This window comes from Pedobacter sp., from assembly GCF_035317785.1.
Lineage (GTDB): Bacteria > Bacteroidota > Bacteroidia > Sphingobacteriales > Sphingobacteriaceae > Pedobacter.
Genome location: NZ_DATHGC010000382.1, coordinates 1 through 15,686, shown reverse-complemented (window position 1 = coordinate 15,686; position 15,686 = coordinate 1). Strand labels below are relative to the sequence as shown.

The following is a 15,686-nucleotide window of genomic DNA, read 5'->3' as shown; positions in this document are numbered from 1 at the left end:
ATACATTATTATCACAATTCCCCCTTTCATAATTCCTATATTCGCAATTATTTTTCAACCTATGGTAGATTTTCACCGTTTTAGTTTGGCTAATGGACTCCGTGTACTGGTACATGAGGATGCAACCACGCCGATGGCTGTTTTAAATATCTTATATGATGTCGGCTCACGCGACGAAGAACAGGATAAGACCGGCTTTGCCCATTTATTTGAACACCTCATGTTTGGCGGATCAGTTAATATTCCCAGCTATGATGAGCCGCTGCAAAGGGTAGGGGGCGAGAACAATGCGTTTACCAGCAATGACATCACCAATTATTACATTACCCTGCCTGCTGTAAATCTGGAAACTGCCTTTTGGCTGGAGAGTGACCGAATGCTGAGTCTTGCTTTTTCAGAAAAAAGTCTGGAGACACAGCGCAATGTAGTTTGCGAGGAGTTTAAACAGCGGTATTTGAACCAGCCTTATGGAGACGTATGGCTGAAATTAAGACCGCTCGCCTATAAAACGCATCCATACCAATGGGCAACTATAGGTCAGGACCTCAAGCAGATTGAAGATGCTAAGATGGAAGATGTAAAGGCATTCTTCAAAAAGCATTACAATCCGCAGAATGCGATCATGGTTGTAGGTGGTAATGTAAAAACAGCGGACGTGAAAACTCTCGCTGAAAAGTGGTTTGAGCCTATTCCTGCAGGGGGAAAATACCATAGAAACCTACCAAAAGAGCCAGTACAGACAGCAGCGCGAAGAGAATCTGTACATGCCGAGGTCCCCCTTAATTCTATTTATATGGCCTTTAAAATGCCAGCGAGATCAGACCCTGAATACCAGGCATATGATCTGATGGCAGATGTGCTTTCGCAGGGTCAGTCCTCCAGATTATACAACAGCCTTTTAAAAGAGCAGCAGCTGTTTAGCGATATTCATGCCTACATCACCAGCAGTATAGACGAAGGGTTGTTTGTCATAGAAGGCAAACTCGTACAGGGCGTTCCTGTAGGCACGGCAGAGGAAGCCATCTGGACAGAACTTAAGAAAATGACCCATCAGGAGGTGAGCGGCCATGAGCTGACTAAAGTCAAAAATAAATCAGAATCTATCATGGTGTTTGCTGAAATGAGTCTGCTCGATAAAGCCATGAACCTTGCTTATTATGAATTGCTGGGCAATGCTGAAGGACTGAATACAGAGATTGACAAATATCTTTCTGTGACTCCTCAGCGAATTATGCAGGCTGCTAAAGCAACCTTTGTAGAAGAGCAATGTTCCATTTTATATTATTTAACAGCAAAAGATGCTTAACCGTACACTAGCCCCGGAATCAAAACAGGTTGATGAGATCAGTTTCATTGAGCCTTTAAAACAGACACTGGACAATGGCATACCGGTATTTACGATAAATGCCGGTCAGCAGGAGCTGGTACGGATTGAGTTTATATTTGAGAATGTAAACTGGGATCCGGCAAAGCCTTTACAGGCCGTTGCGGCAAACCATCTGATCAATAATGGCACAGCGCAGCTCACAGCGATGGAGATTGCAGATAAAGTAGATTATTACGGTGCTTTTTTGCAAACGGAATATGGTGCAGATCAGTCGAGCCTCAAGCTATATACATTAAACAAGCACCTGGCTTCAGTGCTGCCAATTTTACATGCTATCTTAAATGAAAGCATTTTTCCGGACCAGGAATTGGGTATATTCATCCAGAACCAAAAGCAATCACTTCAGGTCAATCTGCAAAAGAATGATTTTCTTGCCAAGAAGGATTTTGCCAATGCGTTATTCGGTGAAACGACTTATGGTTCCAACATCGGGCCGGCTGACTATGATGAACTGAACCGGCTCGACCTGCTCCATTATTTTAAGGCAGCCTATAAACCCGGAAATTGTACCATAATTGTGGCGGGTAAGTTTGAAGATACAGAGTTCCGCACATTAAACCAGATTATGGGCAGGGGATGGGATAACAATGATGCTGCTGAAATCAATAAATTTATTTTTGATAACCGGGCCGGAAGTGATATTTTCATAGAGAAACCAGATGCCATTCAGTCCGCAATAAGAATGGGCGCACTGGCCATCACCAGGAGTCACGCTGATTTCCCGGGACTTCAGGTATTAAACTGTCTTTTAGGCGGGTACTTCGGCTCGAGACTAATGGCTAACATCCGGGAAGACAAAGGCTATACTTACGGCATCGGCTCAGCAGTATCTTCTTTAAAAGATGCCGGTTATTTCTTTTTGGCAACGGAGGTTGGTGCAGATGTGTGCCAGCTTGCGCTGATAGAAATTGAAAAAGAAATTGGTCTGCTGAAAACTGAGCTGGTTGGAGACGAGGAACTGGATCTTGTACGCAATTACATGCTGGGCGCTATGCTGGGCAGTCTTGAAAATGCGTTTTCCCATGCAGATAAATTTAAAAACGTGTACTTCTCAGGTTTGGATTATTCTTATTACGACAATTACATCAAAACAGTAAAAATCATTAGTGCTGAGCAATTAAAAGATCTGGCCAACCGCTATTTAAATACTTCAGACTTCACGAAGGTTGTTGTCGGCAAAATGTAGCTAGCTTTTTTTGACGACAATCTGTTCTGATTGTTTCCTGACGATGTGATTAAACAACTCCTTCAGATCGTGATATTCCTGAACAGAATAGACAGACTTTTTGAAGGAGATCCTGCTGACTACAGAAATCTTATTTTCTTCCTGGATCACCACGAAAGAAAATGCTGCTGCATCTTCAAGCAGGCTGATCTTTTCGTTTTGTGGAAGTTTGTCAAAAGTGTATCCCTTAGGGATCTCTATGGTCAGCCGGTAGACTTCTTCATTTGGATGGCCAAAATCTACAGGATACTTTCTGTCGTCAATCTTAAAGGGATTTTCTTTTGTTCTTTCAAACAATAAAGGCATGAAGTAAACCAGGTTGCCAGCCTCTTCTACATTGTCTTCGATGATCACATCCATTGACTCGCCGAAGGATTCATTTGGATTGTCAATATTTTCGGTTTTATATTCGCTAATTCCCAGGCCTGGCTTATCACCTTTAAAGGATTTCAGGTATTCCGCTTCGTTTAGCGAATTAAGGTACCTGTTCCTTCGCTCTAATGCGGTGTAGTCTGTACTGAACATCTGCAGCTTACCGGTTAGCTTATTTTCCTTGTCCAGCGCTAAATAGCCACTGACATTTTTTTTGCTGATTTTGAATTCATCAGTATTGATCCAGCTCCCCGTATTGGTTTTGAAATCAACCCGGTAACCTTCATGGTTCAGGTTTTGAAAAGCAACTATATCCGGTGTATGGTTCTTATTTGTTGCATCAAAAAAAATGTGACGTTCCCCAATTTTTACATCGATGATTATATTGTCGAATTTGGACAGTACAGGGTATTTGGGATGTTTCCCATTTCCTCTTGTGCTCAGTATGATGGGGGAGGCTTCAACCTTGGCTTCATTAAACAATGCAAGCAGGCTGAGGTTTATATCTGCAGAATTACCTGTCTTTTTTTCGAAGACCTGCTGGGCGCTTATGCTTGAGCCATAAATACCTGTTTGATTGTTCCACTTGATGTTGTTTTTTACATAATCAAAGATCAGAAAGGCAATACTATCTGGCTTAGTATCTGGTTTTACGATTTTGGCAACCGTAGTTTTTACAAAATCACTGGGCGCAAGAAATCCACCAAAGTTATTGTAGCCTCTGAGTTTGGCAATGATTTTAGGCCAGGTCATCATATAGTCCATAAAGGACTGGTTGGGCATCTTTATAGAAGTAAGTTCAAAATCTACCTTACTGATGTATTCGTCCATAGTAGGTACATACTTTTCCAATGTAAGGGCAGGTACATTCTCTATCCTGAACTGTGTTCTGGCAATCTGTACTATTCCCGCGCCATAATAAGAAGCCATGTTTTGCTGACCCAGTTCTCGCTTTGATGCTGCTTTGATCAAACCGCTCTGGTTCATATTGTACTTAAGAAACTGGGGAATGCTTACGTCGTACTCTGAATATAAGGTAGGGATATCTTTTTGGAAATGCCAGCTCAGCGTCCCCAGGAAATCCGATTTTATTTTGTACTTAAATTCTATTATTGAACCTTCTTTGACATTGGGCAATGCAAATTTTTTGATGGTAAAATTTTTGTCTCTTTTTTCGGTAAACTTGGAACTCTTGCTGATCTTGCTGATTACTACTTTGCCATTCTCCATGTTATAAGTTGCGCCCTCCATGTCATCAAGATACGATTCATTTTCGCCGACATTGAAGAGCGGGATTTCCAGGTTTGCAAAATCATAGCCCGCTTTACTGATGATCTTATACCTGATATGACGTTCCAGAACATATACGAAGCTCGCCTTTCTTCCACCCAGTTCAAATATGGCCTTTCCCACGTCAAAGAGTACTACTGCTGACGCCGCCGAGTCTGCGCCGCTTACTTTGGTCTCAAATTCTTCCGGAGTAATCTTTCCATATTTGAATATTCGCTGGGCTACTTCCTTTTGTACGGACACGACTTTATCCTGGGCAAAGGAGATAAAGCCAAATCCAATTAATGTGACAAAAAGAATAAATCTCAAGTGACTCATGGGCGCATAATTTGTGATGATATTGTATTATTCCATTTTGGCCAGAATGCTTTTTTGCTTGTCAGCCTGGTATATTTTTTTATAAAAAGCAGCAAAGTCGTTGTATTTTTCCGGCGGATATTTTTTACTGATCATCATTTTAGTTCGGTTATATACCAGTTTATCATCTTTTGCAGTAAATTTTGCGCTGTACTTTCCAAATTCTGATTCTATGAAAATGTCTTTGGGTATGAATTCAATTTTATATCCCTTAGGTATGGTATAAATAATTTCATCTTCATCCTTGAAACTGTAATTTACAGCAAAGGGTGTTTTGCGATCTTCAATAGCGGTCACAGCCGATTCCTGCCTGTTGAGAAGGTTTAAAGTAAGAAAGAGTTTGTCACCTCCTTTTGTCAGTAACTGTGAGGCTTTCAAACTGATCTTTTCCGTTAACATCGCGGCATTTTTATCGGGCTGGAAATAACTCAGAGTACCGATCTGCATGTTTGGAATACTTAAAGAATTCATCAGGCTTTTGCGCTGCTCGGTTGGATCTATGATCAGCATTCTTAAGTTTTCCTCAAACTGCGCGTATCCGTATTGCGTCTCTATTTGGATATCGGCGTTGCCTTCTTCGTTTAAATCTACTATGGCTGATCGTTTTTGATAATTGTCTGCGGGGCTGTAAACCGGAGTCTGGGCAAGTTTTCCGCCATTCTCAGTGACCAGCAAAACAGTTCTGTTTGAATTGTCATTACCTATATATCCCAATGGCACATATTGGCTTGTGCATTCCAGCCAGGTGGTGTCTTTTTCCAAAGGCACGCAAAGGATCATATGGTTGGCCTGATTTACGCTGGCAAAATTCTTGTTTAAAGACGGCATACCGTTGCCTATGACCACCAGATTTGATTTTATACCAGCTACTTCCAACATGGCTTTCATGTAATTGGACAATGCTTTGCAATCCCCGTAATTTACAGAAAACACTTTTTCTGCCGCTATGGGTTTATAGCCGCCAATTCCAAGCTGCACACCCACATACCGTGTATTTGACTGCAGGTACTTGTAAAGTAAACTTATTTTTTCGGCTGGTGTTTTAGCCTCTTTTATAAGATTCAGGATTTTCACTTTTGCCGCTTCGGGAAGCTCCTGCATGCCATTGCTCAGATTATACATCCAGGAGCCAAGATTTGTCCAGTTTTCAATATTGGCTTTAGAATTGTCATACTCAAACTGGTTTGGTGCCAGGGTCACCCATGGCATCACGTTCCGCATTCCGATGCTCATTGGTTCATATTCCAGTGCCTTCACATTCTGGCAACTCCATTTGTACTGTAATTTATCCTTGACCTTGCTGGAGTCGGTTGTTATTCCCTTACTTTTTAAGTATTTAAAAGTCATTCCCTGGGGAATCTTAAACACAAAGCTGGACGCTTCAACAGCATGGTTCCATGTATTTGCAGGATACCAGTCGGGGTAGTTCCTGATGCCGCTGTATGCTATGGTATAACTGTATTCAATGGTGTATGGATAGCTGTTATGAGAAAATTCCAGGTATTTTACCCGGTCATCCTGGTACATGGTGCCATCAGATACAGCACTTCTGTCCCTAAAGTCTGAAGCTTTATAGTCTTTGATTTTTTTGCCGGCAGCGTCATATATGGAAGCTTTCAAATCAGATATGCTGGAGAATTTGTTGTAAAACTCATGCATATTAGACGCACCCTCCCCACTTTTATTCAAAATAGTGACAGCCGTCTTATACGCCATCGCAGCACTCCCCGGATTCCTGACTTCATAGATCTGTTCTTCATTCCTGATCACCACAGATGCATTTTTTAGCAATTCTCCTGGAATTTTACTGACATCATATGGTGCCTGTGCATTTGCTTTTATAAAACAGGAAAAACCGATGACAAAAAGTACGCATGCTTTCATGTTAAATCTTTTTAAGTACGATTTGTTCGGATTGCTTTCTAACAATATTCTTAAAGAGTTCCCTTAGATAGATATACTCTTCATTTGTATAAACAGGTTTTTTAACAGTAATTTTGCTGGTGATCATCATTTTGTTGCCCTCAGAAGCGAAGATGAAACTGAATGAAGCGGATTCGTCAGGCAATATCACCTTTTCATTCTTCGGTGCCTTATCCAGCTGATAATTCTTTGGGAGATCTATGGTCAAACGATAGATCTCTTCCGTCGCATAACCGAAGTCTACCGGGAATTTTCTGTCTTCCAGTTTGAAGGGGTTTTCTTTGGTCCTTTCAAACAACAGAGGCGTAAAATAAGCCAGGTTACCGGCTTCTTCTACATTGTCTTCAATGATCACATCCATGGTCTCTGTTAGTGGCTCAGTCAGGTTATCCAAATTACCTATCTGATAATTCTTAATTGCCAGTCCGGTTTTTCCGGTTTTGTAAGTCTTTAGAAAGTCTTCCTGATCGGTGGCCGACAGATACTTATTCCGCCGGTTAAGCCCTTCGTAACTTGTAGAACTCATGTAGAGCTTACCGGTCATTTTATTTTCATCGGTCATCGATAAAGCATAAGTAATCACTTTTCTGCTCAGGCTATTGTCATCCAAAGAGATCCATTTTCCATTTTCCTGTGCCAGATCAATCTGGAAACCCTCATGATTCAGGTCATCATAGGAGATAAGTCCCGGAAAATGATTCTTATCAGTCGCATCGAGGAGTATTTGTTTGTCACCGACGCTCGCCAGCACAATAACATTGTTAAATACGGACAGCATGGGAAGACCGGGATGAATTCCGTTATCCCTGGTACTTAGCAGAACCGGAGAGGCAGTTATTCCTGCTTCTGTAAGCAGCATGTACAGACTAAGGTTGATGTCTGCAGAGTTGCCTGTTTTTTTTTCGAAAATTGTCTTTGGGTTTACATCCGAGCTATAAAAGTGATGGTCATCATTCCATTTGATATTGTTCTTGACGTAATTAAATATCAGTTTTAAGGTCGTATCCGGATTGGCGTTTTCCTTTACTATTGATTTGACAAGTGTCTTTATATAGCTTTTTCTATTGATGAAGCCTCCAAAATTCTCGTCACTTTTAAGGCCTTTGATTAACTGCGGCCAGGTATTCGTGAATTCCCGGTAAACTTGTCCCGGAACGGTAACGGATGTCAACTCAAATCCAACTCTGCTGATGTGGTCACGCATGGTGGTTACGAAACTTTCCGTCTTTAGTGCCGGAACAGAATCTGCGTGATAGTTCATTTTCAAGCACGTAAGTGATACCGAACCGCCTGAAGTCATGAAATTCTGATTAACAAGTTCCTGTTTAGGATTTAAAAATACATAGCCCCCGCCTGTTACCCTGTATTTATACCATTCCGGAATGGTGATCTCATATTCTGAATGAAGCGTAGGTATTTCTCTTTGAAAATTCCATGACCTTAAAGTAAAGATAAAGTCAGATTTCAAACGGTACTTATATTCTATAATGGAGCCCTCTTTGACATTAGGCAATGCAAATTTCTTAATGGTGTAGTTCTTGTCCTGCTTTTCCGTAAACTTAGATTCCTTATTTATCTTGTCAACTGTCATTTTGCCGTTTTCCATACTATAGGTGGCTCCATCCATTTGATCCAATGCAGTTTCAAAACTATTTTTTTTATAAAGCTCCAGTTCAAGATTTGCGTAATCGTATCCATTTTTATTGAAGATCTTATACCTGACATGTCTTTCCATGACATACATGAAGTCGCCCGTCTTCGGATTTAATTCGAACCGGCCTCTTCCCACGTCAAATAAAACAACAGCACTGGCCGCTGAATCGGCCCCACTTGCTCTTATTTCAAACTCTTCTGGGCTGATCTTTCCATATTTAAAATCTTTGGGTTTCGCCTTTTTTTCCTGGGCGCAGGTGAACAACGCAGCTGTAAGCAGCCAGCATAAGAGAGCCGTTATCTTGGTATTCATTGAGCTTTAATTTAGATAGACAATAATAACATATATACTGGCAAGTAAAAAATTTATTAGCCAAATAATTGCCTTTGTTCTATTGTTTTAATCTTATTTCGTCGCCGTTACCATTTCCAGCAAACTATCCAGCAAGGAAACTTCCAAATTGACCTCGTCATATACTTTGATCACCTGATCATCCCCATGCACATCATATCCCTTCCAGTTGATGCTCAGACTTTTGGTGCGGATAGGTTTAATTGGAAATACCGGGTCTTTTTGCTCCATTTTCTTCAGGACATAATCTTCCATTTTTTTTCTTTGTCTTTCAGTGACGATCACCAGATCAAAATAACCGTCTTCTGAATCAGCATCTTCACTCAGTTTAAGATGAGGCCCCAGGCTTGAAATATTCATGATCTCTATCATGATGGCCCGGCCTTCAATCACCTTATCATTTACCTCAATTCTAAATGGGACTGGCAGATAGTTTCTGGTAATCTCCAGCAGCGCTTTCAAGGCCATTTCAAATTCCCCCTCTGCACTGTTTATGTGGTCCCTGTTCATCTTCTTCAGTGTTTTCATGAGCCTTGGAAACAAACCGAAACCAAATGATTCAATAAAATAAGACGCCTTTTGAAGGCCCGTAACCTGGCCTACATCAAATTTTTTCAGATGATAACCGGCCCAGGAACTGATATTCCTGGTATTGTCTTCAGGAATATTAAGTGACGTGGCAATATTATTGGCCGTACCAAAAGGAAGCAGGGCAATAGGACGCTTGTATTTTAGTTTTTTGTTCAGCAAACGCATAATGGTCTTCCTGATCGTGCCGTCACCTCCGGCAATCACAATAAATGCTGTCTCAGGCTCTATCATTTTGAGCAGCTTCTTTTTAGAAGATGAATAAGCACAGCGGTAACCATGCGATTCTATCAGCTCGATGATCCTTTCCTTAGAGTACTCACCTTCGCCGGCAGTAGGGTTGTGCACCAATCTGACCAGTTTACCGTTTTTTTTCATATTAGCTGAACAATATGAGGGCAAATAAGGTTTTAAACATACTAAATAATCTACTATGAAAATCATGATCACCAATGACGACGGTATCTATAGTCCCGGAATAGCTGCACTTGCAAAAATTGCCCTGCGTTTTGGCGAGGTCCGGATTGTGGCCCCGGATGTAGAACAATCATCAATGGGGCATGCCATAACGCATTCCCGGCCCTTGTCCATTAAAAAATCTCCTATTGTATTTGAAGGTATAGATGCTTACAGGGTGAACGGTACACCCGCAGATTGCGTGGCATTAGGCCTGCACATTTATCCGGATACCAATATTGTATTGTCGGGGATCAATATGGGGCCAAACCTTGGGAATTCTATGTGGCATTCAGGAACACTGGCAGCCGCAAAGCAGGCCGTTTTATTGGGAGTAAGGGGAGTTGCCCTAAGCACACCGGTAGGCAAGACCGGACCGGATTTTAATGGACTTGACGCTTATGTAGCACAGGCTTTGGCAGAATTGTTAAGCAGTACGGCACTGGGGCTGTACAATGTGAATTTCCCTCCGAACCCCACTGGAGTCAGATGGACAAAACAATCTGTCCGGCTTTATGACGGTAAAGTAGTACCAGGAATAGATCCCATGCAAAGAAAACATTACTGGATCACCGTCATCCCTTTGGAAGCAGCAGAAGAAGGCACAGACCGCTGGGCCATCGAAAATAACCTGGTGTCCATCACACCCTTAAGGCTGGATCTCACCAATGAAGCAGAACTGGCTCAAAAATTCCATAAATTATTATAATCCAGCCGATGGTCCCTGAACACGGTATGGTAATGCGGCTGTTTGGAATATACACCCGGCTGACAGGCAAATTCAATCCAAACCCCCGGACCATCTATACGAACGTAATCTGCGATTACTTTTAAGAAAGAATTCTGATCTCCGCTGATACCGACAGCATTCCCGGAATAAGCCACATAAGTGTCCGAAAGTTCCCTGCTGTAAACTTTTAGCAGCCTGGCCCTGATGTCCGCGTCTATATCATTGAGCCATGGCATCATGGCGTTTAGGACTTTTGCTTTAGAGGCTGCACTGAGCTCACTTACCTTAATGCCGGATTTTATAGCCGGAAATTTGCCGTCCTTAGTGGTTCCCAGCAGCACGTCTCCAAACTTTTCGTCAACCTTTGCTTTTGTCAGTTCATCTGCAGTAAATGAAGCCAGCAAAGCAGCCATACCATCATGCTCTTGCTTCAGCGGTGCATATTTGATATCGTCTGTCGTCCATTCTCTGGGATCGCCACCCTGAAAAATAGGTGTGGCGCTTGCAGTCGTCCCTTTACTGTAGACAATATTCTGTGCATAGTGATGACCGCCAAACTGAAGCATCCAGGTTCCGGTCAAAGCCGGAGTACCCAAAAAAGCGATGATGTATTCGCCGGGACCATACCCGGATCTACCGCTTTTGCCAATTACGCCGTCTGCCAGACCGATCTGCAGAAACTCGTCATAACCTTCATTGGCAGCAGTGCCCGATGCTGCTTTGATCACTGCTTTTGCCGCATTCAACTGTTCCGGACTAAGGGTGCTGAATTGCAGTCCGTTCCTGTTAGATGCCCCTCCGGGAATATTGGTCCATTTGACCGACGCCGTTTTGGTTAGCGGAATCTCCAGCTTAGCGATCTGTTCGGGGGTTAGCGTAGCTTTAAAGGCATTGGCCAGACGCACGACGTTAGCCGCAACCCCGGATTTAGCGCGGATTGATTTTTTAGGGGCAGGGGTAAAGCTTACAGCAATACAGGCGATCACTGCAATGAGTACAGCATTATATGGATTTTTCAAACCGGACATGTGGTTAAATTTAAAGGCTTATATTAAGTTGTTTAAATTTATAACATTCCTTCATAATAAGAAAGTATCTTTTCTGTGCTGTAAGTATTTTCTGTTTTCTGCAACTTATTGATAAATGACATCATATGAATATTTCAATTACCAAAAAATATGGATGAGCAGGCATTCTTAGCACTGATGGGAACACACCAGGGAATCGTCCATAAAATTTGCCGCATGTACCGCGATGGAGCTGAAGACCGCGAAGATCTGTTTCAGGAGATTACCTATCAGCTCTGGAAAGCATTCCCCTCATTTAAAGGGACAGCAAAGGTAAGTACCTGGATGTACCGCATCGCCCTCAATACTGCAATTGCTTCCTTTCGGAAGAAAAGACCGGCTGTGGAATATCATCCTGTATTGCCAGATCATGCTGATGACCTGCAGGATGAAAATTTAGCAATCCGGCAGGAACAGCTGTTTCTGGCATTAAAACGACTGGACGATGGAGAAAAGGCCATCATTACACTGTACCTCGAAGATCTGAGTTACCGGCAGATCGCAGAAGTTACCGGTATTAGCGAAAGCAATGTCGGGGTAAAATTAAACCGCATCAAACATAAAATTCAAAAACTTTTAAACTTATAAAGATGGAACTTGATCAATTGAAATCGACCTGGAATAAAGCAGAGACTCCTGCTAAGACAAACGAGGAACTAAAAGCAATGCTGCTGGAAAGCCGGCATCCCGTATTAAAAGAGATCAGAAAACAATTTATCATAGAAATCACGGGCTGGTCTGCTTTTTTGCTTTGCTATTATACGATGTTTGACGGCGATCAGAAACCGATGCTGGTCAATCTGATACTGGTGATCGCTGTTCTTTGTTCGCTGATCCATAACCTCAGCGGGTATAGTTTTTCCAGATACCTGATTAACGGCAGCGACATTAAGGCTTCACTTGGGCGCTATCTTTCAAAAATAAAAACCTTTGCTGTGATTTCTGTATGCACAAGGTTGCTGTTTATGGCGGGCTTTCTTTTATTCTTCACCTATAACATACAGTTTAATGCCACCAAATACCTCTTGCTGACGGCATTGCTGCTGGTGTTTTTAGGTCAGCTGATATGGCTTGGCAATTTGTGGGCTAAGCGGGTCAGGACTTTAGCGAAGACAATCGGGGATTTTTAAAAATGCCTGTCAGGTATCAGCTGTGATGTATTTTTTAATCTCTGATTCAATTTTACTGCAGGATACAAGAAAGGGCTTATTGGTAACTTCAACAGCTACTTGATCACCTGCAATGGTATAGTTTCCCCTGAAAGAAAAGCCCATAGTTGAAAATGAAAATTCTCCGCCAGCTTCATCCCCCTGAAAAGATCCGTGCTGGCCCAAAATAGCTGCTTCAAGTTTACTGACCATTTCTGTTTTGGGTTTGGTGTATTCAAATGTGAAATTACATGCCATAATTTAAATCAATTAATAGGTATCGCTTTGAGATTTCGGCTGTCGTTGTCAAAACCCTCCTATGAATAACCAGTTTTAAGCGTTTTTGTTTGTTCTGTATGCCCCGGCAGCGGCCCGGTGCCCAATGAACAGAACGGCTTTCTGAATTGCTATTGTTCCAGCAAGATGTAATAAGCATCTTCAGGCAGGTTTAAGTGTAGATTATCGCCTGTGATTTTAAGGCTCAGTTTCTTAATCCCGTATCCTGCGGCATCCAGTTGCGTCGCTTTCTTAATCAACCGGTTTTTAATACTGACACTTCCTTTTGCCGGCATACCCATCCATGGCAGACTGCCTGTATTGGTAATTTTAAATCCATTGACCTTCTGGTTGTTGTGATCAAATGTGGCGGGCTCTTCCTTCCAGTTGGAGGGCCTGAAAATAGTACCCACCTGCAGCAGTATCTTCTTAGATTTATCCAGTTTTTTTCCGTCCATGCTTACCAGCTCTATGGTTGCATATTCATTGTCCGAGCGGATCTCCACGTTATCCAGGTCAAATATCTTCTGTGTGTTTAAAAAGCCGGATACCGCTTTGGCTTTAGGAGAATTGAGTACAAAAATGCCCTTCCCATAATCGAGCTTTTGTTCGCCCGTAACCGACATTACCTGCATTTTCCTAGCGTCAATCAGCTTGCCGGGTTCCCCAGTCAGTTTTATCGTGTCCTTTTTAACACCGTATTCCGTAGATACACCGCCCGTTAAAAACACAAGCGGGGATAAAACAGCCTTTCCTTCATTATTTTTATCCGCTATGACAAAATCACGGTTCGGATCAAAAGATTGCTCTTCAAAGACCTGCGGCACCGACCTGCTGAGCATGCTGTTCATGCTGCGCTGCTCTTTTACCGCGGCGCCCTCCCGGATATAACCGAGCCTTTGAATCAAAGCATTCGCAGGAAACATCCCCATTTCACCGGGCGTAGATGTGCTCCACCTGTTCATCGGATGCTGGCCCGCTATATTCAAGAAAGAAAAATGAAGCTGTTTGGCAAAGGTCACCGCCGTAGGACAGAACCAAAAGAAAGCATCCAGACCCGTAAGCCCGCCGTACGCGGCCATTAGCAAGGGACCTTCAGTCTGGTATTTATTGGGCAGGTTCCATCCGCTTTCCGTAACCATCATCGGATGCCCGGCCACATGCTTAATGTTTGAAGGAAGAGCAGCCGGGTTTTTCAGCGCAGAAGGCGCGCCATAAAAATCCCCCGGATCTATCCGCCAGCCATCATTAGGCCCCTTATGCTGCGGATCAAAATACTTATTGGCAGCAAGCACATCCACACCGCTGTTGGTCCACCTTTCCAGATCCAGCAAACGGCTCTGAGAGGCTGTCCGCCAGTTATTTCCGTTGATCAGCTGTTTGCAGCCCAGTTCACGGTAGTAGCCCGCCATGCCGTCATAAAAAGAACGCTGTTTATACGCATAGAATTCTGTCTGGTCCCTCAGCCGGTTTGCAACCGCCTCCTTTGCCGGGACCGTCAGTTCATAGATGTGGTACAAGCCAAAAATTTCCTCCTGAAAGTTATCTTCTTTAAGGACAGCATTGCCCCAGCGCTGCTTTACCGCATCAAGCGAACCATATTTCCGTTTGAGCCACCCGGCGAACTGCCTGCCCGCCATTTTCGCAAGCGCAGGTTTTATTGCGCCCATCGTCCAGAAGAAGACGGCATCCTCATTTTCGATCTGTATGACCGCGACCGCCGGTTCATCTTTCAGCGCTACTCCTGTGTAGGGATTTGGTGTCGTGTACAGGTATTTTACCCAGGAACGATACCCTTCCTGAAGTTTTTCATTGAAATAGAGCACCGCCCAAAGGTCATCTTTACCAGAATACCCCTCAATGCCCCATTCTTCAGGTACCCACCCACCCATATGGCCATTATGCGGCCAGAATGGAGAAATTACCGTATAAATCCCATGCTTTTTCATCGCCGCAACGCAGCGCCAGATGTCCGTGATCTCCTTGGTGTTGACGTCCGTGATCTTCGTGTTTTTTCCTCTCGGGTTGATGGCACCGTGGTACCGGACCACATTGACCCCCATCTTTGCCAGGAATCTGCCCAGGCTGTCCAGCTGCGCGTCATTAAATTCACTGGCAAGGCTGCCGCCATTACAGGCCCAGAACCGGACTTCTCCCTTGTTGTTTCTAAAAGAATTTCCATCACTATTGAGGCGGATAAAGCCGTTTTTTCCTGCAAACTCCTCATTCAAAAACCTCAGGTTCAGCAAACCGCTGTCCAGCGATTTATCAGGATAGACAAAGGTCCACCAGCTTTTATCAGGCACCTGTGCTTTACAAAATGCAAACGTGAGCAGTATAACTGCCGACAGCAATGTTTTTTTCATAACAGTCCAAATGCGAAGAGAGAAAGTGTTAAAGTAGTAAAAAAAGTTAATTTTACGAGCTATGATGATTCCCGGCGGAACCGCTTATTTTTTAGTCCCTGCTTTACTGACAGTAATGATGGTGGTTTGTGTCAGGGCAAAAAAGCTGACCATAGCCGCCGCCCTTACCGCCGGGATGATTGGCTGCGTTGTTTACCTCGCTGCACAGTTTCAGGGTTTGCTGATGTTATGCGGCTTTTTTATCCTGAGTGTATTGGCCACCGCTCATCAGAAAGGATTTAAGGCACGACTGGTTGATTCAGGAGCGCATGCACAGATCAGGGATGCAGGACAAGTATTTGCCAATGGTGGTGTAGCGGCGATAATGGCGCTGACAGCCGTCATTGATCCCGTTCACAGCAAATTGTACCTGCTCATGATGGCCTGCAGTCTGGCATCAGCCCTGGCTGATACATTATCGTCTGAACTGGGCATAGTTTATGGACGGCGGTTTTAC

Annotated in this window: 13 protein-coding genes; 6 read left to right on the top strand and 7 right to left on the bottom strand. The window is 43.2% G+C overall.

The window, feature by feature from the left end; translation table 11 throughout:
* Window positions 1-61 precede the first annotated feature (61 nt).
* Together VK541_RS24060 and VK541_RS24055 are read left to right on the top strand one after the other, a co-directional pair.
* The gene (locus tag VK541_RS24060; RefSeq protein WP_324373154.1) at window positions 62-1,306 is read left to right on the top strand and encodes a pitrilysin family protein; all 1,245 of its coding nucleotides are present in this window, start codon (window positions 62-64) and stop codon (window positions 1,304-1,306) included.
* Window positions 1,299-2,573 (top strand): pitrilysin family protein, encoded by a 1,275-nt coding sequence (locus tag VK541_RS24055; protein WP_324373153.1) that lies wholly within the window; start codon window positions 1,299-1,301, stop codon window positions 2,571-2,573. The genes VK541_RS24060 and VK541_RS24055 overlap by 8 nt, the downstream gene beginning before the upstream one ends.
* Here the strand turns inward: VK541_RS24055 and VK541_RS24050 are convergent, their stop codons facing one another.
* From VK541_RS24050 to VK541_RS24035, 4 genes are all read right to left on the bottom strand, one after another.
* Window positions 2,574-4,592 (bottom strand): DUF3858 domain-containing protein, encoded by a 2,019-nt coding sequence (locus VK541_RS24050; protein WP_324373152.1) that lies wholly within the window; start codon window positions 4,590-4,592, stop codon window positions 2,574-2,576. It abuts the gene before it with no gap.
* Between the two features lie 27 nt (window positions 4,593-4,619).
* On the bottom strand, window positions 4,620-6,515 hold the full coding sequence (locus tag VK541_RS24045) for a DUF3857 domain-containing protein (RefSeq protein ID WP_324373151.1): 1,896 nt from the start codon (window positions 6,513-6,515) through the stop codon (window positions 4,620-4,622).
* Window position 6,516: 1 nt separating this feature from the next.
* Window positions 6,517-8,520, bottom strand: a complete 2,004-nt coding sequence (locus VK541_RS24040) for a DUF3857 domain-containing protein (RefSeq protein ID WP_324373150.1) — start codon at window positions 8,518-8,520, stop codon at window positions 6,517-6,519.
* Between the two features lie 93 nt (window positions 8,521-8,613).
* On the bottom strand, window positions 8,614-9,525 hold the full coding sequence (locus tag VK541_RS24035) for a diacylglycerol/lipid kinase family protein (RefSeq protein ID WP_324373149.1): 912 nt from the start codon (window positions 9,523-9,525) through the stop codon (window positions 8,614-8,616).
* A 55-nt stretch (window positions 9,526-9,580) separates the two neighbouring features.
* On the opposite strand from VK541_RS24035, the gene surE reads away from it, so the two are divergent.
* On the top strand, window positions 9,581-10,312 hold the full coding sequence (gene surE / locus VK541_RS24030; protein WP_324373148.1) for a 5'/3'-nucleotidase SurE: 732 nt from the start codon (window positions 9,581-9,583) through the stop codon (window positions 10,310-10,312).
* On the opposite strand, the gene VK541_RS24025 is transcribed toward surE, so the two are convergent.
* Complete coding sequence (locus tag VK541_RS24025; protein ID WP_324373147.1) at window positions 10,288-11,361, bottom strand: DUF3500 domain-containing protein; 1,074 nt, start codon at window positions 11,359-11,361, stop codon at window positions 10,288-10,290. The two genes, surE and VK541_RS24025, sit on opposite strands and share 25 nt — an antisense overlap.
* Before the next feature lie 150 nt (window positions 11,362-11,511).
* On the opposite strand from VK541_RS24025, the gene VK541_RS24020 reads away from it, so the two are divergent.
* Both VK541_RS24020 and VK541_RS24015 read left to right on the top strand, forming a co-directional pair.
* Complete coding sequence (locus VK541_RS24020; protein WP_324373146.1) at window positions 11,512-11,988, top strand: sigma-70 family RNA polymerase sigma factor; 477 nt, start codon at window positions 11,512-11,514, stop codon at window positions 11,986-11,988.
* Window positions 11,989-11,990: 2 nt separating this feature from the next.
* Window positions 11,991-12,530: a hypothetical protein gene (locus VK541_RS24015; RefSeq protein WP_324373145.1), complete on the top strand. Its 540-nt coding sequence runs from the start codon at window positions 11,991-11,993 to the stop codon at window positions 12,528-12,530.
* A 9-nt stretch (window positions 12,531-12,539) separates the two neighbouring features.
* On the opposite strand, the gene VK541_RS24010 is transcribed toward VK541_RS24015, so the two are convergent.
* Both VK541_RS24010 and VK541_RS24005 read right to left on the bottom strand, forming a co-directional pair.
* Window positions 12,540-12,806: a hypothetical protein gene (locus tag VK541_RS24010; protein ID WP_324373144.1), complete on the bottom strand. Its 267-nt coding sequence runs from the start codon at window positions 12,804-12,806 to the stop codon at window positions 12,540-12,542.
* Between the two features lie 149 nt (window positions 12,807-12,955).
* On the bottom strand, window positions 12,956-15,190 hold the full coding sequence (locus VK541_RS24005) for a beta-galactosidase (protein WP_324373143.1): 2,235 nt from the start codon (window positions 15,188-15,190) through the stop codon (window positions 12,956-12,958).
* 61 nt (window positions 15,191-15,251) lie between these two features.
* On the opposite strand from VK541_RS24005, the gene VK541_RS24000 reads away from it, so the two are divergent.
* Window positions 15,252-15,686 (top strand): DUF92 domain-containing protein (locus VK541_RS24000; protein ID WP_324373142.1); only part of this gene is annotated, 435 nt, incomplete at its 3' end.

What these genes read in the sequence shown, in the direction of transcription:
- VK541_RS24055 (WP_324373153.1), top strand. Translation starts at nt 1,299, where the DNA reads ATGCTTAACCGTACACTAGCCCCGGAATCAAAACAGGTTGATGAGATC.
- VK541_RS24015 (WP_324373145.1), top strand. Translation starts at nt 11,991, where the DNA reads ATGGAACTTGATCAATTGAAATCGACCTGGAATAAAGCAGAGACTCCT.
- VK541_RS24035 (WP_324373149.1), bottom strand. Translation starts at nt 9,525, where the DNA reads ATGAAAAAAAACGGTAAACTGGTCAGATTGGTGCACAACCCTACTGCC.
- VK541_RS24045 (WP_324373151.1), bottom strand. Translation starts at nt 6,515, where the DNA reads ATGAAAGCATGCGTACTTTTTGTCATCGGTTTTTCCTGTTTTATAAAA.
- surE (WP_324373148.1), top strand. Translation starts at nt 9,581, where the DNA reads ATGAAAATCATGATCACCAATGACGACGGTATCTATAGTCCCGGAATA.
- VK541_RS24050 (WP_324373152.1), bottom strand. Translation starts at nt 4,592, where the DNA reads ATGAGTCACTTGAGATTTATTCTTTTTGTCACATTAATTGGATTTGGC.
- VK541_RS24025 (WP_324373147.1), bottom strand. Translation starts at nt 11,361, where the DNA reads ATGTCCGGTTTGAAAAATCCATATAATGCTGTACTCATTGCAGTGATC.
- VK541_RS24060 (WP_324373154.1), top strand. Translation starts at nt 62, where the DNA reads ATGGTAGATTTTCACCGTTTTAGTTTGGCTAATGGACTCCGTGTACTG.
- VK541_RS24020 (WP_324373146.1), top strand. Translation starts at nt 11,512, where the DNA reads ATGGATGAGCAGGCATTCTTAGCACTGATGGGAACACACCAGGGAATC.
- VK541_RS24010 (WP_324373144.1), bottom strand. Translation starts at nt 12,806, where the DNA reads ATGGCATGTAATTTCACATTTGAATACACCAAACCCAAAACAGAAATG.
- VK541_RS24005 (WP_324373143.1), bottom strand. Translation starts at nt 15,190, where the DNA reads ATGAAAAAAACATTGCTGTCGGCAGTTATACTGCTCACGTTTGCATTT.
- VK541_RS24040 (WP_324373150.1), bottom strand. Translation starts at nt 8,520, where the DNA reads ATGAATACCAAGATAACGGCTCTCTTATGCTGGCTGCTTACAGCTGCG.